This is a genomic window from Nonomuraea composti (assembly GCF_012034275.1).
In the GTDB taxonomy this organism is placed as follows: domain Bacteria; phylum Actinomycetota; class Actinomycetes; order Streptosporangiales; family Streptosporangiaceae; genus Nonomuraea; species Nonomuraea composti.
The window spans coordinates 598,233-620,849 of the sequence record NZ_JAATEP010000001.1; the positions used below are offsets into that span (position 1 = coordinate 598,233).

Here is a 22,617-nt window from a genome sequence, read left to right on the forward strand (position 1 = left end):
GAACGCTTCATGCCGCACGCCCTCACGCGCGTGCTCGCTTCGACGACCATCGCCGGTACGGTCCTCGTCGCCGTACCGACCGCCGCCGGGGCACAAACCCCCGCGCCCGCCGCAGCAGTAGCCACCGCAGCCACCTTGACAGCGCCCGTGCCCGCCGTGCAGGAGCCGCCGCCCGCCACCGTCACCGTGCCCCGGCGCGCCTCGCTGGCGCTGCGGCCCACGGGGGACGAGCCGGTCGGGCCGGGCGCGCCCGAGGTGACCACCCCGGCGGGGCCGGGGCTGACCGACGAGATCACCTCGGCCGCCGCCGCCGTCCAGGAGGCCCAGGGGTTCGGCCGGCAGGCGCCCGACGTACGGGACGTGCTGCCGGACACCTCGCAGGCCGAGCCGCTCACCGTGAGCAAGCCGCTCGCCGCGATCGCCAGGACGTTCGAGGGGCTCGGCCGGGCCGTGCCGGGGCTGACCTACCGGCTCTGCGTGCGGAGCGCGGCCGTGCCGGTCGCCTGCTCGATCCGGCAGCCGGTCGGCGTGCCCGTGGCCGCCGACGTGACCGGCGACGCCCGGCCCGACCTGGCCGCTTACCTGGTGCCGGCCGCCGTCCCTGGCGAGGGCGCGGCGGGCATCACGTTCGCCGTCAGGCGGCTCGCCAGTGAGAGCGTCAAGGCGCAGGTCTGGGCCGAGTACGACGACAAGGTGTCGGTCGGCTTCGACGGCCTGCGCCGCGGCTCGTCGCTGTCGGCGTCCGACCGGGGCACGTTCACCGTGGACCTGGCGGGCAAGCGCGTCAAGGCCGTCGTCGAGCGCAAGGAGCCGGGCCAGAGCGCCGCCGTCGTGGCCGGGCTGACCGGCCGCAGCGCCGTGAGCCTGCGCCAGAGCCCGGCCACCGGCCGGCTCACCGTCGACGCCGCGCTCGGCACCCCCACCCTGAGCCTCACCGCCTCGGCGCCCGCCGAGGTCGAGGCGGTGGCCGTGACGGGCAGCCGGTTCACCCGGGCCGTGCTCGACCGCATGCCCACCCGCGCCGAGGTGCGGCTGTCGGGCGGCGAGGTGCGCTTCACCGGCCCGTCCGCCGTCTCCCGCGCCCAGGTGCACGACCTGACCTACCGCGACGGCCGCCTGTCCAGGGTGGTGGAGGCCGGGCTCGACCACGTCCCGCCGTCCTTCACCGCGAGGTACGGCACCGCCGGCGGGAAGCAGACCCTCGCCGTCGCCACCGGCTCGGGCCGGGCGAAGGCGGCGCGGCTGCGGTACTACGACCGCTCCGCGGCCGGCACCGTGCTGACGGCCGAGCTCAGCGGGCTGCCCGCCGAGCTGCGCCTGGTCAACGACCTGGCCGCGCACCGGGTCACGCAGACGGCCAGCTCGCCCATCGGCCGCTTCGCCGTCGTGCTGCAACGCGGTCAGGGCGCCGTCTCCACGCCGCGCGGCGGCCACGTCACCATGATCAAGGACGGCGCCGCCCTCGGGGTCTCGGGGCTGCTCGACGGCCTGTCCGGGTTCGACGTCACGTACGGGGCCGCGCCGCACGTGCACCTGGCCGTGGCCGCGAGCGGCCGCCCGTTCGTGGGCGCCGCCAGCATCGACCGCACCCGGCTGGCCCGCATGGAGATCTCCAACACGCCCGCCACCGTGGACGTCATGCTCGACCCGGCCGCCAGGAAGGCCGTCTACCAGGCCAGCGGCACGATCGAGAAGCTGCGTGCCGCCTACACCGACCTCGCGTCGGGGCCGACCGTGGACGGCACCGTGCTCGGCGTGCGCGACGACGTGAAGGCGTCGTGGGAGCTGGGGGAGCGCTCCGCCGTCAAGGTCACCAGCAGCGCCAAGCTCCAGGAAGTGCGGATTTATGCCAATAAAGCGCCCGTCACGCGGGCGACCGGCGAGGACCTGCGCGTCACCGTCAAGGGCGTGCGCAAGCGGGCCGAGCTGATCGCCGACACCAAGGCCAGAACGCTGAGCTGGACCTCCGACGGGCCGATCGAGCGAGTGTCCGCCCTGGCCAGGGCCAAGCTCGGCGACCGGTACGCCAGGGCCGCCGCCGAGGTCACCGGCGTGCCCGCGAGGTTCGACGCCTCCTGGGACGCCGCCGCGTACCGCTTCCGCGGCCTGTCCGGGCCCGTGCGGACGGCCGCGCTCGCCTTCACCAACCACGACGGCGCCCAGGCGCCCACCGGGCCGCACCTGGCCGCCCACTACGACCAGGCCACCGGCGACCTCGACGCCAGCGTCCTGGTCAACCGGCTCTCCCACGTCGCGTTCACCCCCGCCGCGCGGGGTTTCACCGCCGACTTCCGCTCCGCCACGCAGACCCTCGCCGTGGACGCCGACGTCCGGCAGGGCGACACCCGCTTCGGCCTCATCGGCACCGTCGGGCCCGTCCCCGGGCGGCTGGCCGTCACCTCCGACGGCGGCCGGCTTACCTACTCCGGCTCCCGCCTCGACGTGCGCGCCCGCGCCTGGCTCGGCACGGCCGCCGCGCTGGACCGCATGCGTGCCGCGCCCGCCGTCGCCGGCGGCGTCTCCCTCGTGGACGGCGGCTGCGCGGCCGGATCGCCCGGCTGCGCGCCCGGCCCCTTCTGCGCGCCGCCGCGCGGCTGCTACGGGCTGCAGGGCTACCTGGACGTCACCGGCCTGCCCGACCAGGTGACGGTGGACCTGCCCGGCAGGACGTTCGCGTTCTCCGGGTTCCGCCCCAAGCGGCGCAGCCTCGGGGTGTACCTGAACAGCAGCGTCCTGTCGCCCGTGCCGGTCAAGGCCAGGGCCACGCTCACCGGGCTGCCGTCCCGGATCACCAGCATGTCCGTCGGGCCGTTCGGAGTGGGGGAGGGGAACGCGGTGCGGGCCGCGTACAAGATCGAACCGGCTGCCACGCTGGGCGCGCTCGACGTGCACGCCGAGGCGGGCGGGCTGCGCGGGCACGTCGCCATCGACCCGGTGCCCGCGGCAGTGAGCGTCGAGGGCACGTACGGCGCGCGGACCCGCATCCGCGTGCACAACTCCGCGGCCGTCGAGCACCTGACCGCCAAGGTCACGCTGCCCGGCAAGGGCACCGGCGAGCTGCGCTTCTCCGACGTGCCCGCCGTCTTCGGCGTGGACGCCGACGCCTCGGCCGCCGGGCTGAGCGTGCCGGCCGTCACGTACAAGGCGCTCGGCGGCGCCAGCACCCTCGACGGCCGGCTCGCCGTGGAGGGCGGCCTGGTGGACCCGTCGGGGCGGCTCGGGGACGTGGCGTTCGCCGTCAAGGACCTCGCGGCCGACACCACCGTCAGGCTCAACCCCGACCAGTCGCTCGACCTGGTCTCCCGCCCCGTGCCCACGGGCCGCATCGCCCTGCGCGCCGGGCTCCGGGTGGACGCCGTGGCCCCGCAGCGGCTCGCCGTGAGCAAGGAGGTCCCGTACACGGGCGGGTTCCTCACCTACCACGTCGGCGGCCGGTTCGGGCTCGGGAAGAGCTCGATCGAGCGGCTCTCCCTGACCATCGGCCGCGTGTCGTGGCTGCGCGTCCGGCCGGGCCGGATCCCGTTCGGCATGAAGGCGCCCGCCGCGCTCGGTTACGTCACGCCCGGCTTCGAAGGCGACTACGGCACCGTGAAAGTCACGGCCAAGGGCGTGGACCTGCGGCCCGACGTGCGGCTCGACGTGAGGCTGAGCCGCGAGGTCGGCGCCGACGCCTTCCACGAGTCCGTCCGCATCGGCCCCACGACCGCGCTCGCCTTACGCCGCTACGACCAGCGGATGCGCCGCATCGGAGCCAGACAGGAGGTCATGGCGGCCGGCATCAGCCTCGCCTGCGTGACGGTGGACGCCAAGCCCGGCTTCGCCGCCGCCGGTCGCGACACCATCACGCTGCGCGGCGCCGACGGCCCCCAGATGCTGTCCCTGCTGGACCCCGGCGGCCAGGTGCCCGACTACGCGGTGGACCTGCTGACGCACTTCATGAGCCCGTTCCCCGGAGCGGACTGGAAGGTGGCCGGCGCCGGCGCGGGCTCCTGCCCGGATGACCGGCGCTGATCATCCTCAATAATGGCGAAAGCGACCGAACCGTTGTGACCCACGAGAGCGAGGCACCATGTCCGCCCTGCCCACCCCGCGCACCGCCGAGCAGCGCAAGCGGGACACCCTGCACCGCCTGGAGCACGACGTGGACTGCTGGGTGGCCACCGCGGGGGCGGACGGGACGCCGTACATGGTGCCGCTGTCGTTCCTGTGGGACGGCACGGCGCTGATCCTGTCCACGGCCACCGCCAGCCCCACCGCGCGCAACCTGCTGGTCGGCGGCCGGACGCGGATCGCGATCGGGCTCGTGCGCGACGTCGTGCTCATCGAGGGCACGGCGCGGGCCACCCCCGCCACCGAGATCTCCGCCGAGCTCGGCGACGCGTTCGCGGAGAAGGCGGGCTTCGACCCGCGCAAGGAGGCCGGCGCCTACCACTACTTCCACGTCACGCCCGTGCGGCTGCAGGCGTGGCGCGAGGCGAACGAGCTGGCCGGGCGCGACCTCATCCGCGACGGCGCCTGGACGGTCTAGCCGAAGCCCTGCCACTTGACGGTTCGGTCAGCCGAAGCGCAGCACCAGCGTGGTGTGCCGCTTCTCGAGGACGACCCCGCCGGGGGGCTCTTCGGGGGCCTTCGTGCCGCGCGGGTAGGCCTCGACGCGCAGGGTGCCCGCCTCGGGGCGGCCCGCCTCGTCCCATGCCCTGACGTGGCCGGCCAGCTCCGCCGCCAGCCGCGCCCCGCCGGCCCCGTACCCGCGGGCGACCAGCGCGCCGTCGGCGGCGAGCAGCGCGATGCCGCCCGGCTCGACGAGCCCCGCCGCCATCCCGGGGCCGCGGCCGAGGTCGCCGGCCACCGCGCACCAACGCGGCTCGTGCAGCGCCAGCCACAACGACAGCCCCATGGTGACCGTGGCCGCCGGCGCGGCCTCCTCCCGCCTGATCGTGATCTCCGCCGGTACGGTGTCCAGCGCCGCGAGCACGTCGCCGCTCTCGCGCGGCTCCGGCAGCACCAGCATGACCATCGGATCCCGGCGCACCACCGTGACGGACTCCGTCCCCGCGAACGACCCCCGCATCCGCATGAACCCGCACGGCGCCACCGACCGGCTCACCCACCGCTCGCCGTCGCGCTCCATCGCCGCCGACACCTGCACGCCCCGCAGGTCCAGCGGCACCACCAGCCGCCCGCCCGGGGCGAGCTGCGCCAGCCAGGCGGGCGCGAGGTCCCACACGCCGACGGTGGCGATCAGCCGGTCGTACGGCGCCAGCTCGGGATACCCCTCGGCCCCGTCGCGGCACACCACCTCCACCCCGCTCACCCCGGCGGCGGCCAGATGCTCCCTTGCCTGCTCCACGGTGTCGGCGTCGATGTCGAGGGCCACCACGCGCCCGCCGGGCCGCACGAGACGGGCCAGGAGCGCCGCGTTGTAGCCGGTGCCCGCGCCGATCTCCAGCACCCGGTGGCCCGGCTCCACGCCGAGCTGGCCGAGCATGGTCGCCATGATGGCCGGCTGCGAGGACGAGCTGATCGGCCGGCCGCCGTCGTCGAGCTTGGTCACGATGGGCTCGTCGCGGTAGGCCGCCTCCGGCTCCACCCCCGGCACGAACAGGTGACGAGGCACCGCCAGCATCGCCTCCGCCACCCGCTCGCCGACGTCCTGGGCCTGCCTGAGCCGCGCCACCAGGGCGTGCCTCTGCGCCGCGAAGTCCATGACCCTCATTGTCGCCGGGCCCTCGCCGGGCATGGCAGCGGCCGGGAATTCTCGGTAAAGAAATCGCCGGAGAGGGTTGAGGCCGAAAAGAGCGGGAAGGGCAGGCAACTCCTGTACGTCGACCGTGAGGAGGAGCCGTAGTGCTCACCCTGACAGCCAACGCAGCCCAGGCCATCCGCGACCTGACCGCGAATGCGCCCGAGCCTACCCAGAGCGGGATTCGCATCTCGTCCCAGGGAGAGGGTGCCAGCTCGCTCACCCTGACCCTGGCCACCGCCCCCGAACCGGCGGACGCGGTGGTCGAGGCCGAAGGGGCCCGGGTCTACCTCGACCCGGTGGCTGCGACTGTGCTGGACGACAAGTCCCTGGACGCCGGTGCCGATGACCAGGGGAGCGTGTCGTTCCTGGTCACCGAGCAGACCGCTTGACGCGCGCCGCCGCGCCGGAGGATATGGGCACTCCGGCGCGGCGGCCCGCTCCCCAGCTCTCGCCTCAGCTCTCGCCCTTGCCGAGGAGCTTGTGCAGGTAACGCACCTGCTCCTCCGACTGGTAGCCGCCGCCGCCCTCGTGGTTGTTCCACGGCCAGACGGTGATCTCCTTCGGGCCCTGCCAATGGTTGTAGGCGGCGAACACCGTGGACGGCGGGCACACGTCGTCCATCAGCGCCACCGAGTAGAGCGCCGGCACCGTCGCCCGGGCCGCGAAGTTCAGCCCGTCGAAGTAGGACAGCGTACGGAACACCTGCTCGGCGGCGTCCCGCCGGGTCGCGAGGAACCGCACCAGCTCCTGGTACGGATCGCGGCCCGTGATCTCCACCGCTCGCCGGAAGTGCGACAGGAACGGCACGTCGATCAGCGCCGCCTTCACCCCCGGACGCAGCGCCGCCGTCGCCTGCGCGATCGCGCCGCCCTGGCTGCCGCCCGCGACCACCACCCGCTCCGGGTCCACGGCCGGATGTGCCGCCGCCGCGTCCACCGCCCGCACCGCGTCGGTGAACACGCGCCGGTAGTAGTAGTCGGCCGGGTCGAGGATGCCCCTCGTCATCATGCCGGGCGCCTGCGGGCCCGCGCTGCCGTGCGGGTCGCCGGTGGTGCCGGGGCTGCCGACGTTCGCGCCGCCGTGGCCGCGCGTCTCCATCACGAACACCGCGTACCCGGCCGCCGGCCAGAGCAGGTGGTCCTTCGGGAACCCGCGCCCGCCGCTGTAGCCGATGTAGTGCACCACGCACGGCAGCGGCCCGTCCGCGCCGCGCGGCAGCAGGAACCAGCCGTTGATCCGGTGCCCGCCCCATCCGGCGAACGACACGTCGAACACGTCCACGCCGCTCAGCGGCAGGTCGTACGGGACGTACTCGGCCGCGAGGTCGAACTCCCTCGCCTCGGCCAGGGTCGCGGACCAGAAGGCGTCGAAGTCGGCGGGCTCGTCACGGTCGGGGCGGTACTCGCGGAGTTGGTCGAGCGGCAGGTCGAACAGTGGCACAGTGGTACTCCAGCCTGTAGAAAAGGTTGCTGACATTTCACCCCATACCGCCGGAAAGCGCTATCCCGGGGTGGCTTCCGCTAAGGCCACGAGATCTGGGTAGACGTCCGCCCGTGATCGAGCATGTCATCCAGGTTCCCCACTCCCACCTGTATCCCGGCCTGATCCTCGACGCCCCCGCCGACGCCCACGACTTCCTCGTCCTGTTCGGCGACGAGTCCGAGTCCCGCGCCCAGCTCCTGCGCGACGACACGGGCCGGCCGGTGCTCCGGATGGGCGGCTACATGACGGCCAGGGGCACGGTCGTGGACGAACGCGTGTGGACGGTACGCGAATCCGTGCAGCGCGGCGATCGCATCCGGCTACGCCTGGGACGGTCACTTCCCTGACCGGGGCACGACTCGGCCACTTCCCTGACCGGGGCACGACTCGGCCACTTCCCTGCCTGTGGCGTGACTCGTGCACTAACGTCCCCTTCGTGGCATTCAACCCGCGGCCTTCCCCCGCCGCCACCCCCTCCCGCCACCCGCCCATCGCCGCCACACCGAGCCACGCACGTACTCTCCTGACGTCGCCCGCTCGGGACGCGCCGGGCGAGACGTCTGCGCGCCTGTCCTTGCCCGCTTGGGCCGCGCCGGGCGAGGCGCACCGGCATCCGGCGCCGGGCGCCGGCAGCGCATCGGAAGAGGCCCCTTGGGGCCGGATGCCGCCCGGCGACGCCAGGGTGGGCAAGCCTGCCGCGGGGCCAGGGACGGTGCTGGGCGGATGAGCGGGCGTGGTGCAGCGCGGGTGGCCGGGCGGAGGGGCGGGCGCCGGGGCCGGCGGGTGGTCGGGCGTGTGGTGGCGGGTGGGCTGGTGATGGGGCTGGCGCCGGTCGCCGGGCTGGCCGCGCTGGCCGGGATGGCGCTGGTCGGGGCGGGGCCTCAGGTGTTCGTGGTGGTGGGGCTGGCGGTGTTCGGGGCGGTGCTCTTTCTCGGGCTGCTGCTGTGCGTGCCGCGCCCCCGCCCGCCCTGGGGGCGCTGGGTGCGGGCGGTGGCCGTGCTCGGGGTGGAGGCGGCGGTGGTGTGGCAGGTGGGTGCGGCGACGCTGAGCCCGCCCGTCCTGCCGCCGGGCCCGGGCAAGGTGGCGGGGCAGCGGGAGTGGCGGCTGCCGACCGGGTCGCGGCTGGCGTACGTGCGGATCGCGCCCGAGCGGGTCACGCGGGCCGAGCCGGTGATCTTCCTGCACGGCGGGCCGGGCGTGGCCGACCTGGAGGGCGACGCGGAGTTCTACGGCCGGCTCGCGTCCGCCGGTTTCCAGGTGTACGTCTACGACCAGCTCGGCGCCGGCCGCTCGGCCCGCCTGGCCGACCCCCGCGGCTACGGCCTGGCCAGGGACGTGGCCGACCTGGAGGCGATCCGCCGCACCGTACGGGCCGAGCGGCTCAATCTCGTCGCCCGCGACTACGGGGCGCAGCTCGCGGCCGCGTACCTGGCGGCGCATCCGGACCGGGTGGCCAGGACGGTCCTGTACGCGCCGGCCGGTCTCGCCCCGGCCCGCACCCCGGCCCGGCCCGCCCTCTCGGCCGTCGCCCTGGGGGCCGGCGGGCTGCCGCACCCGCGCGCGCTCGCCGTCGCGACGCTGCTGCGGGTGGATCCGGTGAGCGCCCACGCGTTCGCCGGCGACCGGGAGCTGGACGCCCGGCTCGCACTCCTCCTCCGCCACCCGCCCCAGCCCACGTGCCCCTCCTCCGGCCCCGCCCCTGGGTACGGAGGTTACGTGGCGCTGGCCGGACGCGCCGCGCCCGCGTCGCTGCGTACCGGCTCGGCGGGGTTGGCCGCGCCTGTGCTGGTCGTCAAGGGTGCCTGCGACGCCGAGCCCTGGTCGGAGGTCAGCGCGTTCCGGCGCGTGCTGCCGCACGCTCGCCTCGCCTACGTCGGCGACGGCGTCCCTCCTGGCCGCACCGACGCCTACCTGGAGGTGCTGCGCGCGTTCCTCACCGACGGCCAGGTGAACGCCTACGAGGGCGACGGCCCTCCGCCCGGCTACCGCGGCCCCTGACGCGACACGCGCGCCGCGTCCGTCGTCACCGCGCGTGGCCCTGGCGCTCGGCGTCCTGACGCGCCCGGGCAGGGGGAATGCCGGGTCATCCGGCCGACGACAGTTACTGTATGTAGCGGAGATGTATCACTATGTCATAGGAATCCTCATGCGTACCACCAGTCTGACCCTGCCGCTGTCCGTCGCGGCCCTGGCCGCCGTTCTCGCCGGTTGTGCCGCCGACGTGGCGCCGAATCCCGAGGCCGCGGCCGTACGGACCGACACCCAGCCGTCCGAGCAGGACAGGGAGTGGATGAAGACCATCCACCAGGGCAACCTGTCGGAGGTGCAGGCGGGCCGGCTGGCGATGGGCAAGGGCACCACCAAGCAGGTCAAGTCCGTGGGCAAGATGCTCGTCGAGGACCACACGAAGCTGGGCACCAAGGTCACGCAGGCGGCCGCGCAGCTCGGCATCGAGCTGCCCACCTCGCCGTCGAAGGCGCAGCGGGCCGAGGTGGCGCGGCTGCAGGAGGTGACGGGGCAGGACTTCGACCAGGATTTCCTGTCCGGCATGATCAAGGCGCACAAGGAGGCGCTGGCGGCCACCAAGACGGAGGTGTCGAAGGGGGCCAATCCGACGGTGAAGGCGCTGGCCGGGACGGCGCAGCAGTCGCTCCAGCAGCATTTGAACGCGCTGAAGAAAGCCCAGGCCGGCTGATTCGCGGGGGATCGAGAGTCGTTCCGTGAATTAGGCGGAAATGTGCCCCACCCATGTGTGGCGATATGGCGATTTAGGGTATTTGTCCCTTTTGAACCAGGACGAACACATCGGGGGGATCGTCGTGGCTATGCAAACAGAGATCCGCAGCCTGCTCGACTGCCACGTAGTGGGGTCGGACGGACAGTCGATCGGGAAGGTCGGCCAGGTCTACCTGAACGACCACACGGGAGAACCGGAGTGGGTGACCGTGCGCACGGGGTTCTTCGGCATGAAGCAGACCTTCGTGCCGCTGGCCAACTCCCGTCGCTCGGGCGAGGAGATCCGGGTCCCCTTCGACAAGGAGATGATCAAGGAAGCGCCGAACATCGACGTCGACGACCGCCTGTCCCTGGAGGAGGAGGCCGACCTCTACCGCTACTACGGCATGCAGCCGACCGACATCCCACGCCAGCGCACCGGCGAGACCTCCATGCGGGGCCCGACCGGCGGACGCGGCGGCATACCGCAGGAGCGTGGCGGCATGACCGGCGAGACCACCGGACTGACCGGCGACACCACCGGCATGACCGGGGAACGCACCGGCATGACCGGGGAAAGGGCCGGCATGACCGGCGGGATGCGCGGCGGCATGACCGGTGACCTCACCGGTGACCGCGACATCGAGATGACCCGGTCGGAGGAGCAGCTCCACATCGGCAAGGAGAGCAGGGAGTCCGGCCGCGTACGCCTGCACAAGTACGTCGAGACCGAGAACGTCCAGCAGAAGATCCCGCTCTCCCACGAGGAGGTCGTGATCGAGCGCGAGCCCATCCGCGACGGCGACGTGACGGGCCCGCACGAGATCCACGGCGAGGACCGCGAGATGATCCTGCACGAGGAGCGCGCCGTCGTCGGCAAGGAGACCAAGCCGGTCGAGCGCATCCACGTGCGCAAGCAGGACGTCCAGCACGAGGAGACCGTCGAGGGCCAGGTCCGCCGGGAGCGGCTGGAGATCGACGAGGAGGGCGTGACCAGGGACGACAAGGACGAGCCCTTCGGCCACGGCGGTGGCCTGCCGCCCAAGCGGTAGGGGGCTCGCGGAAAGTCACGCGGGGGCGCCGGCAAGGGCCCCCGCGGGCGTGTCGGAACAGAACGCCAAGCGCGTCAGGTGAACAGCTCGACCTCGTTCAGGACGGAGCACTTGCGGCCGATCTCCGCGTCGCACCCGGCCGACGGCTCCGTCACGATCTTGACGTGCCGGGCGGTGCGCCCGAGCTCGTCGTAACGCAGCGCGTGATCGATCCGGTCCTTGATCGTCACGACCGGCTCGCCCCAGGAGCGGCCGTTCTTGGACACGTACACGCGCGCACCGGCCGGATGCCCCGGGCGCAGGCTGAGGCCGATCCTGGCCAGCCGGTACGGCCGGTCGAAGTGCAGCTCGTAGTGGCCCCGGCCCCGGGCGATGGCGCTCGACCAGTAGCCGGTGCTGCCGTCCAGCGCCCCGCCGGGCCCGGTCCGCGGTCGTTCGGGGCTCGTCCAGCGCATGTCGGTGGTGACGCGCAGGTCGCCGCGGCGGCGCAGCGCGGCCAGGTCCAGCCGCCGGCCGGGCGTGGCCACGTCGAACAGCAGCCGTTTGACCGCGTACCGGCCGCCGAACTCGAAGCGCCCGTGCGCGGGGCAGGCGGTCTCGTCGAGCAGCCCGTCGGGCCGCACGCCGGGCAGCTTGCAGTTGTCGAACACCTGGATGAACCGGTGCGGCCCGACGGCGGCCAGGCCGGTGTAGCCGGAGGAGCCGCGCGTGTCCACGATGCCGTCGCGGTTGTGGTAGGTCACCCGGGGCTCCCGCCATTCGGTGCCGAGCCCGTCGGGGGAGACGGCGAGCCAGTTGTCGGGCCGTCCGGCGCTCAGGATGAGCGCGCCGCCGGGCATCAGCAGCAGGCGGGGTGCGACGCCGCGCACCACGCAGTCGTAGCCGGCCAGGCGCAGCCCGCGCACCGGTTCCCAGGTGCGCCCGTCGTCGGTGGAGCGGGTCTGGTGCAGGGTCGAGTACCGGCCGCCGTCGTGCCGCAGCACCGCCACGAGGCTGCCGTCGACCGCCTGCTCGATGGCCGCCTCGTTGAAGGCGAACCCGGGCTCGGGTGCGGCGATGACCCCGCGCCGCTCGAAGGTGCGCCCGCCGTCGTGGCTGGCGTACACCTCCGCCTGGTACGCCCCGGTGTCGCTGTAGCGGGCGTAGGCCGTGATCAGGATGGTCCCGTCGGCGAGCTGGATCGGCGCCCCGTGCGCGGCCCCGCCGGGGAGCAGATCGCCGGGCGTGGTCAGGACGGCCTCGGAGCGCAGCCAGCTCTCGCCGTCCTCCAGCGTGGACGAGGTGAGCACGCCGAGGCGGGCGGTGTGCGGCCCGGTCCTGTTCAGGTAGTACTCGGTGGCGAAGAAGCGGCCGTCGTGCAGCTCGATGGGGGATTCGCGCAGCGGTGTCGGCCCGGACGGGCCGAAGGTGCGCCCGCCGTCCTCGGAGACGGACGCGGAGCTGGTGAGCGTGACGACCTTGTCCACGTTGGTGGTGAAGGTGGCGATCACCTTGGTCTCGGGGCGGCCGCGAGGGCCGGTCACGTCGAGGGCCGACACGTTCGGGAACCCGGCGAAGTCGAGCCGTTCGGCGCCTTCCGGCTCCGGCTCGGCGGGCGGCGGATTGGGATGAATCCAGTCTAGGAAGGAAGCAGTGGCCACGAGGTAAGGGCCGGACTGAGCGGGATGATCGGGTAGCACGCAGTAACCGCCTCCGGCCTGCGTCGCACCCGGGTACGCGGGCAGCCCGGCGGCCATCGACACGGCCGCGACCACGGCTCTATGCACCGGCACTGGCTCGCTCCTCGCCTGTCGTCCGCCATCGGGGGCACCGTTCGGACTCTAGATCATTCACGCCCCGTAACCCCGCATTCACCTGCGGGAAGTCGCGGGTTCACGAGCGTGCCCCTTCGGGGCGCGGCTCACTCATGCTGGATCAGTTAAGTGGCAGTTGACAGGAAAGGCCGGTCTGACGACGATCGGGGCGGCACTATTAAGTGTCAATTTACGTAGGTCGAGAGACCTCGGGTCAGGAGGTGGCCCAGATGAGCATCGAGCCACGGGCGAAGGTCGCCCCGGAGCGCGTGCTGCCAGGCCCGGCGCCCATGGCGCCGGAGAGCGTCGCCCAGGAGCGCGTCGTCCGGCGGATCTGCGCCCGGGTCGCGCCCGAGGGCATGGACGTCGGGGTCGCCGAGCTGCCCCCCGGCGGCCTCCAGGTCTGGATCGACACCCCGATGCCGGTCGGCGAGCAGGAGTCATGGGTGCTGCACCACCGCATGGCCCGCGAGGTGGCGCTGGTCGGCTGGCACTGCGAGGCCGACGCCGACCGCCTGCTGGTGCTCGGCTGGAGCGCCGCGTGCCTGCACAACCGGGTCCGCCTGCTGCAGAGCGGCCTGCGCCGGCTCGCCGACTTCGAGCCGACCGCGCAGCGCGCCGTGCAGCTCGACGGCCGCGCCCCCGGCGACACGCCCGCCGCCCAGGTGGTGAGCGAGGTGTGCGCCGCCATCGAGCGGCGGCTGCGCTGGCCGGAGCGGCTGGCGGAGCTCGACGGGTTCGAGCGCGGCTCGGCCCTGCCGCACCTGCAGCTGCTCCTCGCCCAGGTCACCGGCCTGGAGGCGAAGGTCGCGGGCGCCTGCCAGGAGCACCTCGTCATGGCACGGGTGCTGGCGCGGGCCGTCTGCGAGCACTACGCGCGCCACACCGACCTCGCCCGCGCGCAGCGCGAGGTGCTGGCCGAGTCGCGCCGCTGGGTGCACGCCAGCTCCATGATCACAGGCTCGGCCGGCGCCCGGCCGGGCTCCTCCGGTGCCGGCCGCCCCCACATGGGGCTGGCGGAGCGCCGCATCGCCGCCAGCGTCATCAACCACGGCGTGCCCCGCGTCACCCCCGCGGCCGTCGCTCCACGGGTCGCCCCACGGGCCGGCTACCCCGGCTTCGAGGAGACCGAGGAGGGCGCACGCTGACCACCAGCCGCTCAACGGCGAGCGGTCGCCAGGAAACCCCCCATCCAGTCCGGTAGGAGAGCTCCCGTCATGCGAACCCCCCCGCACCTGCCCGCCCGGACCCGGCGCGAGCACACCGAACACGTCCGCCGCCACCCCTACGGCCCGCACGACGTGCCCGCGCAGACCGCGCCCCGCGGCACGCTCGACTTCCCCGGCCCACTCACTGGCACCGCTGCGCCCCTTGAGGAAACCGTCTACACCGAGCAGCGCCTGCTCGGCATCAGGGAGCTGTCCAACCAGGCCATCGGCTCCATCGACGACCTGCTCCAGCACACCGCCTGACGTGTGCCCGCACAGCGGCTCCGCCGCAAAAGAGCCGGAAGAGCGAATCTCACCCTTGAGGAGAGCCATGCAGGGATCGTCGAGACTGGAGCTGCGGTCGGGTGACGTCGGAGGTCACCGGCCGCGCTCCGTGGCGGGCGTCGAGACGCCGCGCAGCCTGGACGAGGTACGCGCCCTCGTCCGCCAGGCCACGGCCGAGCGCCGCCGCCTCTATCCGATCAGCACGGGCAGGAACTGGGGCATGGGCTCGGCCGTGCCGGTCACCGACGACAACGTGGTCGTGGACCTCGGCGGCATGAACCGCATCCGCGGCCTCGACCTGGAGGCCGGCTTCGCGGTCATCGAGCCGGGCGTCACGCAGCGGCAGCTCGCCGCCGTGCTGCGGGACACCCCGTGGATGCTGAACGTGACCGCCTCGTGCGCCGACACCTCCGTCCTCGGCAACGCCCTCGACCGCGGCGACGGCTGCGTCCGCTCCCGCGTCCACGACGTGGCCGGGCTGGAGGCCGTGCTGGCCGACGGCAGCGTGATCACCACCGGCGGGCTGGACCCGGCGGGCCGCTACCACGGCCGGGTCGCCGGGCCCGACCTGACGCAGACGTTCGTCCAGCACAACCTGGGCATCGTCACCGCCATGGCCGTGGCGCTGGTGCCGCGCCCCGAGACCATCGGGCTCGTGCACGGCCGCATCCCCCGCGACCAGGCCGGCGTGGCGCTCGGCGCGATGACCGCCTTCCTGCGCCGCGGCAACCCGGCCGACGGGCTGATGCGCGTCCGCGAGCTGTCGCTGGTGCCCGGTCACGGCGACTGGATGCTGCCCGCCGGCGTGGACCCGGGCCTGTTCACCATCCTCGGGCCGCTCATGGGCAGCGACGCCACCGTGGAGCTGGCCGAGGAGCTGCTGCGCAAGGCGCTCATCGAGGTCGAGGGCGCCGAGGCGGTGCGGGTGGTGGACGCGGCCGAGGTGAGCCCCGACGACCCGCTCTACCCCAGGGCCCTGATGGCGCAGGGCATCCCCACCTGCCGCGGCGTGCACAACGCGCTCGGCGTGACGTCGTGCGACCGGATCGACGAGGGCGCGATGGGCTTCCTGGCGCTGCTGCCGCTCATGCCCATGCACGCCCGCAGGACCGAGCAGATCCTGGACGCGCTGCAGACCGCCGTGGACCGCCACACCACGGCCCTGATGATGGAGTGGAACCTCGTCAGCAAGCACCTGGCCAACGGCGTCATCCAGATCTTCTTCGAGCGCGGCGCGCCCGGCGCCCCGTACCGGGCCCACCAGCTCCGCAACGACGGCAACTGCGTGCTGCGCGGCCACGGCTGCGCCATCTACCGCTCCGACATCGATCACGCCGCCGCCGACGTCTGGTCCGAGACCAGCACCGCCGGCCTCGGCATGCTGCACAGGCTCAAGACGGCGCTCGACCCGGACGGCATGATCTCGCCCGGCCGGTACGGCGCCTGACCCCCCGACACGTCAGCTTCGCCCGCGCGCCCGCCGGAGGGCACGCGAGGCGGGAACACCCATAGGAGGACACGTGCGTTCGTCACCAGCGGCCGTCACGGGGACGGGCACGACCGGCGCCGGCCGGCGTCACGGCGTGATGCTGCGCCTGGTCGGTGCGGGTGTCATGTTGACGGTGATGGCCGACACCACGGCCACCACCCTGGCAGTGGGAGTGCTGCGGTACGCGCCCGCCGGCGCCGGCATGCCCCTGGGTGACCTGGTCTGGCTGACCAGCGCGGCGTTCATCCCGATCGCGGCCCTGCTGGCCACCGCCGGCCGCTGGGCCGACCTGTTCGGCCGCCGCCGCGTGCTAGCCGTCGGGCTCGTGGTGTTCGTGCTGGGCGGGATCGCCACCGTGACCGTGGAGCCCTGGTCGTACGTGCTGGCCGCACGGGCCGTCCAGGGCGCCGGGGCCGCGGCGATGATCCCGGCCAGCCTCGGGCTGCTGCTCGGCGAGCTGCCGGAGTCGCAGCGCCGCGGCGCGATCGCGCTGTGGAGCTCCGCCTCCGGCCTCGGCTGCCTGCTCATGCAGGCCGGCGGCGGGTGGCTGGCCGCCACCGTCGGCTGGCGGGCGCTGTTCGTGCCGGACGTCGTCATCGGCGTCGCGCTGCTGGTCGCCTGCGCCTGGCTGCCGCCGGGCCGGCGGGCCGGCGCCAAGGGCGTGCCCGACGTGCTCGGCGCCTGGCTGCTGGCCGCCGGCATCGCCGTCGTGGTCCTGGCCATCTCCAAGGCCATGGCCTGGGGCCTGGACGTGGTGTGGCTGGCGCTGGCCGCGCTGGCCCTGCTCGGCGGCGCGCTCGCGCAGGCCAGGCACCACCGGCTGCCCGCGATCGACCTGGCCCTGTGGCGGCGGCCCCGGTTCGTCTGGGGCTGGCTGGCGACCTGGGGCTTCGGCGCGCTGTCGTACGGGCTGCTCACCGTGCAGCCGCTGTACCTGCTGCACCTCGGCTACCCCATGCTCGAAGTGGCCATGTGGCTGACCCCCACGTCGGTGGCCGTCGTCGTGACGAGCTTCCTGGCCGGAAAGGTCGTCAAGCGGGTCGGCGCGTACGGCCTCATCTACGCCGGCTCGCTGCTGTGCGGCGGCGCCTGCGTGATCGTGCTGACGCAGGCGGGCCCGACCGTGTGGGGCCTGGTCGCCAGCGTCGTGGTCGGCATGGGGGTCGGCGCGCTCGCGCCCGGCACCTCCGTCGCCACCACCCTGGCCGCCCGCCCCCACCAGTACGCCTCCGCCGTCGGCGCGGCCACCATGGCCCGCATGGTCGGCGGGGCCGTCGGCGTCGCGGTCGTGTCCGTCGTGATCGACCACCCGTTCATGACCGGCCCCTTCGCCGGCCTGGCGGGCGCGCTCGCCCTGTGCGTGGCCATCTCCGTGCTCATCGGGGCGCTGGCCCTGACCAAGATCACCCGACTGCGGCCGGACCCAGGTGACGTCATGATCAAGGTGCCGCGCCGGCTGCTGCTCGAGCTGCGCATGACCCTCGCCACCGTGGCGGCCGAGGCCGACGCGCTGCTGCCGGTCGAGACCCGCACACCCCCCGCAGACCCCTACAAGGACCCGGTCCCGCGGCCGCGGACGGCCGAACCCGGCCCCCTCGCCGGCACGCGCGGGCATACGCACTAGTTCAACCATTCGAAAGGGCTCTCGTCATGGCAACCACATCGTGCGACGTAGCCATCGTCGGCGCCGGACTCGGCGGCTGCTTCCTGGCCTTACTGCTGGGTCGCCGCGGCCGGCACGTCGTCGTCATCGAGCAGGGACCGTCCGTCCCGAGCGCGGGCGCCGACTTCCTCAAGCCCCCCGGCTTGCGGGTGCTGGCCCGGCACGGGCTCGCCGACCTCGTCGAACGCCATGGCCTGCGACGCGACACCATCCGCTACTACCACGATGGCGACCCCATCCAGGAATGCCGTTTCCCCGGTGGCGGGTTCCTCGTCCGCCCGTACCGGGAGCTGGTCGAGCTCATCTACACCTCCTGCGCGATGCAGGGCGTCGAGTTCTGGTTCGACGCCGGCATCGCGGACATCGCGGTCGGCGAGGGCGCGGTGGAGGAGCTTGTGCTCGATGACGGAAGGAGGTTGCGGGCCGGGGCGGTGATCGGCGCCGACGGCACCAAGTCGGCCGTGCGCCAGGCGCTGGGCATCGAGCAGATGACGATGCCGTACGAGCGGTTGCTGATGCGGGTGGCGACCGTGCCGCTCAGCGCCAGCGTCGCCCAGCTCAACCGGCTCTACTTCAGCTCCGAGGGCTGGCTCACCTACCTCTATCCGATCAACAGGGACCAGGCCCGCGTGTTCGTCGGCCTGCCGCCCGAGGACGACAAGGAGATCTTCCAGGACGGCATCCCGGCCCTGCTCGACGAGCTGAAGAAGTTCGTGACCGACAGCTCGGACGCGTTCGACTTCCTGCAGCCCGCCACCTGGCAGCGGATCAAGGTGTCGAGCCTGCGGGTGGCGGCGTACCACAAGGGCAACGCCGCCCTGCTCGGCTCGGCCGCGTTCGCCTGCCACCCCATGACCGGCATGGGCATGAGCTACACGCTGCACGACGCCGAGATCCTCGCGGAGGTCATCTGCGCGGCCGGGGACGATCCGGAGCTGCTCGACCGGCTGCTGCACGCCCGCTACGAGCCGCGCAGGCACGCCCACCGCCAGCTCATCGACTACGGCGACGCGCTGGCCTCCACCTTCCGCGACCGGGAGGCGTACCTGGCGGCCTTCCGCCCGGACCTGCACGTTCACGGGACGGCCGCAGTACCGGAGCAGGTACCGGAGCCGGTGCCGGAGCCGGTGTCGGAGCAGCCGCCCGCCCTGCAGCTCGCCTGAGCCGGCGTCCCCGCCGCCCGCCATTCCCCACCAGGTGAGAGTCGTCGTCCAGTGCCACGCTGAGTGCGATGGGCCGGCCCGATCCCAGGCGGCGGGGGCGTCCCGCGGCGCTCGATGGTAGGGCTCGCCCTACCGTCAGGACGGGTGACAGCGGGGGTCCGCCAGGCCACCCTTTGTCGCGATGCTGAGGAGCGATCACCTACTCCTCGGCATCGGAGACGAACGACGTGACTGTGGCAGAGACCTCCCACCCGGCCCCGCCGCGACGAGGCAGCGACTTCGCCCGCCTCTCGCGGCGCATCGCGGAAGCCGGGCTGCTCGACAAGCGCCCCGGCTACTACGCGCTGCGGATCAGCCTGGTGGCCGCCCTGTTCGCGGGCACGTGGGCGGCCTTCGCCGCGCTCGGCGACTCCTGGTGGCAGCTCGGCCTCGCCGTCCTGATGGCGATCGCCTTCGCCCAGGTCACCCTGCTGGCCCACGACCTCGCGCATGGGCAGATCTCCCGCTCCCGGCGCGTCAGCAGGATCGCCGGGCTGGTCGCCGGCAACCTGGCCGTCGGGCTCAGCTACGGCTGGTGGATGGACAAGCACACCCGCCACCACGCCAACCCCAACCACGAGGAGCACGACCCCGACGTCGCGCCCGACATCCTCATCTGGTCACGCCGGCAGGCCGAGGCCAGCGAGGGGCTGCCCAGGTTCATCGGCCGCTGGCAGGCGTTCCTGTTCTTCCCCCTGCTCACGCTCGAAGGCGTGAACCTGAAGGTGTCGAGCTTCCGCGCCCTGCGCAGGAAGTCACTCAAGAGCCGCGGCACCGAAGCGGCGCTGCTGTCGGCCCACGTGCTGGCCTACCTGGGGGCGGTGTTCCTGGTGCTGCCCCTGCCGAAGGCGCTGCTGTTCCTCGCCGTCCACCAGGCGTGCTACGGCGTCTACCTCGGCTGCACGTTCGCGCCCAACCACAAGGGCATGCCCGTCCTGACCGCCGAGGACGAGCTGGACTTCCTGCGCAAGCAGGTGCTCACCTCCCGCAACGTACGCGGCGGGCGCCTGGTCAACACCGCGCTCGGCGGCCTGAACTTCCAGATCGAGCATCACCTGTTCCCCAGCATGCCCACCGCCAACCTGCGCAAGGCCCAGCCCATCGTGCGCGACTACTGCGCCTCGCTCGGCGTCGACTACGTCGAGTGCGGGCTGCTGGAATCATGGGGGCAGGCGCTGCGCCACCTGCACGAGGTGGGCCGGCCGCTGCGCGAGGTCAGGACGTGACGACCAGCTCCAGCCCGTTGAAGTCCTCCCTGACCTGATGGCCCGCCTCGACCAGGACCGTCCGCAACGCGAGCAGGACCGCTGAGCGGATGGTCGCGTGCCGGACGAGCTGGTCGGCCGAGGTACCCCAGGTGACGACCACCCCACGCGTGGGGTCGTGCCAGACTCCGAGCCCGCCATCGGCGGACATCAGCGACGGTTCGACGGTGAAGCCCGCGTCCATCAGCTCCCGGCGGACCGCGCTTTCCAGGTCCTGGCCGGCGCTCGTGGCGATGTCCATCGAAGTCCGCTGCCCTCACACGCGCGTTCCGAACCTCAGCGGGCCAGGAACCTTGTGAAAAGATGGCGGCTGTGTCCATCCCGCCGATCATCGCGCGCCCCTGGGGGCCGCCTTCCGGGCCGCCTTCCGGGCCGCTTTCCGGGCGGCTTCTCGGGCGGTCGCGGGTTCCGGCGGCGTCCGCGGTGCTGCGGTTGTGGCGGGCCGTCGTGTTCGCGACGGTCTGCGGCGCCGTGTCGGCGGGCGGGCACGCGCTGGCCGGGGGAGGGCCGGTGCCGTTCCAGGTCTGCCTGGCCGGGGTGCTGGCCGCGCTCGGGCTGGCGTACCTGATCGACGGGCGCGAACGCGGCCCCGCCGCCGTCCTGACCGCCACCGTCAGCACCCAGATGGTGCTCCACCAGCTCTTCGAACGGCTCGCGCCCGGCCCCGCTGCCGAGCCGGGCCACGGCCATCCCGCGCCCGGCATGGTGCTCGTCCACCTCGTGGTGGCGGGGCTGACGGCGTGGTGGCTGCATCGCGGCGAGAGCGCGTTGTGGCTGATGATCCGTCTGTACGGGGCGCCGCGCCCGGCCGTACGGCTGCTCGTCACCGCGCCCGTCGAAGAGGGGACTGGGGCGCCGCCGCTCCGGTGGCGGCCGTTCACCCCCTGCCCCGGCATCACCCCCGGCCGGACGGTCTCCGGCGCGATCACCAGGCGAGGGCCGCCCGCGACGGCGCGTCACTGACGCTCCTCCGCACTCTTCGGCCCGGCGTCACCACGTGCGGCGACGCCGCTGCCTTCGCCCTTGCCCGTGTCCGGACGCCCGGCGCCTCGGGCCCGGTCGTCCGGAAGATCGTTCTGGAGACCTGTCATGACCACCTCGCCACGCCAGGGCGCCAAGAGCGCCACAGCCGTGCTCGGCGTGCTGTCCCTCCTCGCCCTGCTGCTCGCTCTGCCCGCTTCGCCCGCCTATGCCCACGACTCGCTCAAGCGCAGCTCGCCCGCGAAAGACGCGGAGGTCTCCTCCGTCGAGAAGATCGAGCTGGAGTACAGCGCGAGCGTCAAGTTCCCGTTCGTCGTCCTGCACGACGCGGCCGGGAAGGAGGTCGCGCTCGGCGAGCCGCGACTGGACGGGCCGCTCGTGACCGCCGACGTGCCCCAGCCGCTCGCGCCCGGCTCGTACGCGATCGCCTGGCGTGTCGTTTCCTCCGACGGACATCCCATTGAGGGCGAAATTCCCTTCAGCGTGAAAGGATCATCTTCGGCGTCGGCCTCGCCCACGGGTGAGGCGTCCGTAGCGCCGTCCAGCGCGGCCCCCGCCACGGGGGCGGCCCAGCCTTCGGCAGCGGGCGCGCGGTCGGCCTCGGAGCCGGCCGGGGTGCCCGGCTGGATCTGGGCCGGGCTGGCGGCGCTGGTGGTGCTGGGCGCGTTCGTGCTGTTCAGGAGCGCGCGCCGGAGGCCCGATCGGGAGGAAGTGGATGCGGATTGAACAGGCCAGGCAGATCGCACAGGAGTGGGTGCGGGAAGAGGGCGCCGGGCTGCCCGGGTTCGGCGGGGCGTTCCTGACCGGGTCGGCGTTGTGGGCCGACCCGGGTGAGGAGCTGCCGCCGACGTCCGACGTGGACGTCATGGTGGTCGAGGAGACGGCCGCCCGCATCCACCACGTCGGGAAATTTCCGTACAAAGGGGTGCTGCTGGAGGTCTCCACCACCACCCCGCCCGGCTCCCCGCACGAGGTGCTGAGCGACTACCACCTGGCGGGCAGCTTCCACCTGCCGTGCGTGCTGGCCGACCCGTCCGGGCGGCTCACCGAGCTGCAGCGGATCGTCTCCCGCGACTTCGCCGAACGCCCCTGGATCCTCGCCCGCTGCACCAACGCCATGGACCGGGTGCGCGGCTGGATCAACGGCGTGGACGAGAGCGCGCCGCTGCCCGACCAGGTCAGCGGCTGGCTGTTCGGCACGGGGGTGACCGCGCACGTGCTGCTGGTGGCCGGGCTGCGCAACCCCACGGTCCGCCGCCGGTACGCGGCCGTGCGCGAGCTGCTCGCCGAGCACGGGCGGCTCGACTTCCACGAGAGCCTGCTCGACCTGCTCGGCTGCGCGGACCTCGACGCCGCCCGGGTGCGGCAGCACCTGGCGGCGCTGGCCAAGGCGTTCGACGCGGCCGCCGCCGTACGGGCGCCCGGCTACCGGTTCGACTCCGACATCTCCGCCGCCGCCCGGCCGGTCGCCATCGACGGCACCATGGAGCTCATCGAGCAGGGCCTGCACCGGGAGGCCGTCTTCTGGCTGGTGGCCACGTACGCCCGCTGCCTGGCCAAGCAGGCGGCGGCCGGGGTGCCCGTGCGGTACGAGGAGGAGTTCCACGAGCTGCTGGCGGACCTGGGCGCGCAGACGTTCACCGACCGCCGCCGCCGCGGCGACCGCGTCCTCGCGGCCCTCCCGGGCCTCTGGCAGACCGCCATGGCCCTCTGCTGACCGTCCCCCGCCGCGCATT

Annotated in this window: 20 protein-coding genes; 16 read left to right on the forward strand and 4 right to left on the reverse strand. The window is 73.5% G+C overall.

Translation table 11 applies throughout. The features are described from left to right. Nucleotides 1-9 precede the first annotated feature (9 nt). On the forward strand, nt 10-4,011 hold the full coding sequence (locus HCN51_RS02655; RefSeq protein ID WP_168006282.1) for a hypothetical protein: 4,002 nt from the start codon (nt 10-12) through the stop codon (nt 4,009-4,011). A gap of 58 nt (nt 4,012-4,069) precedes the next feature. Continuing rightward, on the forward strand, nt 4,070-4,528 hold the full coding sequence (locus HCN51_RS02660) for a pyridoxamine 5'-phosphate oxidase family protein (RefSeq protein ID WP_168006284.1): 459 nt from the start codon (nt 4,070-4,072) through the stop codon (nt 4,526-4,528). A 27-nt stretch (nt 4,529-4,555) separates the two neighbouring features. Here HCN51_RS02660 and fxlM read toward each other — a convergent pair whose 3' ends face one another. Next, on the reverse strand, nt 4,556-5,707 hold the full coding sequence (fxlM, locus tag HCN51_RS02665; protein WP_168006286.1) for a methyltransferase, FxLD system: 1,152 nt from the start codon (nt 5,705-5,707) through the stop codon (nt 4,556-4,558). A gap of 140 nt (nt 5,708-5,847) precedes the next feature. Here fxlM and HCN51_RS02670 point away from each other — a divergent pair, with 140 nt between their 5' ends. Further along, the gene (locus HCN51_RS02670) at nt 5,848-6,135 is read left to right on the forward strand and encodes a HesB/IscA family protein (RefSeq protein ID WP_080040479.1); all 288 of its coding nucleotides are present in this window, start codon (nt 5,848-5,850) and stop codon (nt 6,133-6,135) included. Nucleotides 6,136-6,199: 64 nt separating this feature from the next. On the opposite strand, the gene HCN51_RS02675 is transcribed toward HCN51_RS02670, so the two are convergent. Further along, on the reverse strand, nt 6,200-7,186 hold the full coding sequence (locus tag HCN51_RS02675) for an acetylxylan esterase (protein ID WP_168006288.1): 987 nt from the start codon (nt 7,184-7,186) through the stop codon (nt 6,200-6,202). Between the two features lie 113 nt (nt 7,187-7,299). Here HCN51_RS02675 and HCN51_RS02680 point away from each other — a divergent pair, with 113 nt between their 5' ends. The 4 genes from HCN51_RS02680 to HCN51_RS02695 all read left to right on the forward strand — a co-directional run bounded on the left by HCN51_RS02680 (nt 7,300) and on the right by HCN51_RS02695 (nt 10,995). Further along, nucleotides 7,300-7,575 carry a hypothetical protein gene (locus HCN51_RS02680; RefSeq protein WP_168006290.1) on the forward strand — a complete coding sequence of 92 codons (276 nt, stop codon included), beginning with the start codon at nt 7,300-7,302 and terminating at the stop codon, nt 7,573-7,575. A gap of 376 nt (nt 7,576-7,951) precedes the next feature. Beyond that, on the forward strand, nt 7,952-9,226 hold the full coding sequence (locus HCN51_RS02685) for an alpha/beta fold hydrolase (RefSeq protein WP_168006292.1): 1,275 nt from the start codon (nt 7,952-7,954) through the stop codon (nt 9,224-9,226). A gap of 148 nt (nt 9,227-9,374) precedes the next feature. Continuing rightward, nucleotides 9,375-9,923 (forward strand): DUF4142 domain-containing protein, encoded by a 549-nt coding sequence (locus tag HCN51_RS02690; RefSeq protein WP_168006294.1) that lies wholly within the window; start codon nt 9,375-9,377, stop codon nt 9,921-9,923. A 130-nt stretch (nt 9,924-10,053) separates the two neighbouring features. Next, a complete protein-coding gene (locus HCN51_RS02695) occupies nt 10,054-10,995 on the forward strand; it encodes a DUF2382 domain-containing protein (RefSeq protein ID WP_168006296.1) in 942 nt (313 codons plus the stop codon). A gap of 74 nt (nt 10,996-11,069) precedes the next feature. Here HCN51_RS02695 and HCN51_RS02700 read toward each other — a convergent pair whose 3' ends face one another. Continuing rightward, nucleotides 11,070-12,767: an exo-alpha-sialidase gene (locus HCN51_RS02700; protein WP_168006298.1), complete on the reverse strand. Its 1,698-nt coding sequence runs from the start codon at nt 12,765-12,767 to the stop codon at nt 11,070-11,072. 251 nt (nt 12,768-13,018) lie between these two features. Between HCN51_RS02700 and HCN51_RS02705 the strand changes: the two genes are divergently transcribed. The 6 genes from HCN51_RS02705 to HCN51_RS02730 all read left to right on the forward strand — a co-directional run bounded on the left by HCN51_RS02705 (nt 13,019) and on the right by HCN51_RS02730 (nt 19,861). Next, complete coding sequence (locus tag HCN51_RS02705; protein WP_168006300.1) at nt 13,019-13,936, forward strand: hypothetical protein; 918 nt, start codon at nt 13,019-13,021, stop codon at nt 13,934-13,936. 69 nt (nt 13,937-14,005) lie between these two features. Further along, nucleotides 14,006-14,260: a hypothetical protein gene (locus HCN51_RS02710; RefSeq protein WP_168006302.1), complete on the forward strand. Its 255-nt coding sequence runs from the start codon at nt 14,006-14,008 to the stop codon at nt 14,258-14,260. A 67-nt stretch (nt 14,261-14,327) separates the two neighbouring features. Beyond that, entirely contained in the window at nt 14,328-15,728 is a 1,401-nt protein-coding gene (locus HCN51_RS02715; RefSeq protein WP_168006304.1) for an FAD-binding oxidoreductase, read from the forward strand. Between the two features lie 73 nt (nt 15,729-15,801). Then, nucleotides 15,802-17,394, forward strand: a complete 1,593-nt coding sequence (locus HCN51_RS02720) for an MFS transporter (RefSeq protein ID WP_155128006.1) — start codon at nt 15,802-15,804, stop codon at nt 17,392-17,394. Nucleotides 17,395-17,420: 26 nt separating this feature from the next. Then, on the forward strand, nt 17,421-18,596 hold the full coding sequence (locus tag HCN51_RS02725; protein WP_168006306.1) for an FAD-dependent monooxygenase: 1,176 nt from the start codon (nt 17,421-17,423) through the stop codon (nt 18,594-18,596). Nucleotides 18,597-18,823: 227 nt separating this feature from the next. Continuing rightward, nucleotides 18,824-19,861 (forward strand): fatty acid desaturase family protein, encoded by a 1,038-nt coding sequence (locus tag HCN51_RS02730; RefSeq protein ID WP_346433508.1) that lies wholly within the window; start codon nt 18,824-18,826, stop codon nt 19,859-19,861. Here the strand turns inward: HCN51_RS02730 and HCN51_RS02735 are convergent. Beyond that, nucleotides 19,851-20,141, reverse strand: a complete 291-nt coding sequence (locus tag HCN51_RS02735; RefSeq protein ID WP_168006308.1) for a hypothetical protein — start codon at nt 20,139-20,141, stop codon at nt 19,851-19,853. The genes HCN51_RS02730 and HCN51_RS02735 overlap by 11 nt on opposite strands. 182 nt (nt 20,142-20,323) lie before the next feature. Here HCN51_RS02735 and HCN51_RS02740 point away from each other — a divergent pair, with 182 nt between their 5' ends. The 3 genes from HCN51_RS02740 (at nt 20,324) to HCN51_RS02750 (ending at nt 22,598) form a co-directional block, all read left to right on the forward strand. Next, a complete protein-coding gene (locus tag HCN51_RS02740; protein ID WP_168006310.1) occupies nt 20,324-20,863 on the forward strand; it encodes a hypothetical protein in 540 nt (179 codons plus the stop codon). A 126-nt stretch (nt 20,864-20,989) separates the two neighbouring features. Beyond that, nucleotides 20,990-21,607: a copper resistance CopC family protein gene (locus HCN51_RS02745; protein WP_168006312.1), complete on the forward strand. Its 618-nt coding sequence runs from the start codon at nt 20,990-20,992 to the stop codon at nt 21,605-21,607. Then, a complete protein-coding gene (locus HCN51_RS02750; protein ID WP_168006314.1) occupies nt 21,597-22,598 on the forward strand; it encodes a hypothetical protein in 1,002 nt (333 codons plus the stop codon). Before HCN51_RS02745 ends, HCN51_RS02750 begins: the two co-directional genes overlap by 11 nt. Nucleotides 22,599-22,617: the final 19 nt, after the last annotated feature.

Bases quoted from the DNA above. Each gene is read 5' to 3' on its own strand.
- HCN51_RS02655 (WP_168006282.1), top strand. From the start codon at position 10: ATGCCGCACGCCCTCACGCGCGTGCTCGCTTCGACGACCATCGCCGGT.
- HCN51_RS02660 (WP_168006284.1), top strand. From the start codon at position 4,070: ATGTCCGCCCTGCCCACCCCGCGCACCGCCGAGCAGCGCAAGCGGGAC.
- fxlM (WP_168006286.1), bottom strand. From the start codon at position 5,707: ATGGACTTCGCGGCGCAGAGGCACGCCCTGGTGGCGCGGCTCAGGCAG.
- HCN51_RS02685 (WP_168006292.1), top strand. From the start codon at position 7,952: ATGAGCGGGCGTGGTGCAGCGCGGGTGGCCGGGCGGAGGGGCGGGCGC.
- HCN51_RS02690 (WP_168006294.1), top strand. From the start codon at position 9,375: ATGCGTACCACCAGTCTGACCCTGCCGCTGTCCGTCGCGGCCCTGGCC.
- HCN51_RS02695 (WP_168006296.1), top strand. From the start codon at position 10,054: ATGCAAACAGAGATCCGCAGCCTGCTCGACTGCCACGTAGTGGGGTCG.
- HCN51_RS02705 (WP_168006300.1), top strand. From the start codon at position 13,019: ATGAGCATCGAGCCACGGGCGAAGGTCGCCCCGGAGCGCGTGCTGCCA.
- HCN51_RS02710 (WP_168006302.1), top strand. From the start codon at position 14,006: ATGCGAACCCCCCCGCACCTGCCCGCCCGGACCCGGCGCGAGCACACC.
- HCN51_RS02715 (WP_168006304.1), top strand. From the start codon at position 14,328: ATGCAGGGATCGTCGAGACTGGAGCTGCGGTCGGGTGACGTCGGAGGT.
- HCN51_RS02725 (WP_168006306.1), top strand. From the start codon at position 17,421: ATGGCAACCACATCGTGCGACGTAGCCATCGTCGGCGCCGGACTCGGC.
- HCN51_RS02735 (WP_168006308.1), bottom strand. From the start codon at position 20,141: ATGGACATCGCCACGAGCGCCGGCCAGGACCTGGAAAGCGCGGTCCGC.
- HCN51_RS02745 (WP_168006312.1), top strand. From the start codon at position 20,990: ATGACCACCTCGCCACGCCAGGGCGCCAAGAGCGCCACAGCCGTGCTC.
- HCN51_RS02750 (WP_168006314.1), top strand. From the start codon at position 21,597: ATGCGGATTGAACAGGCCAGGCAGATCGCACAGGAGTGGGTGCGGGAA.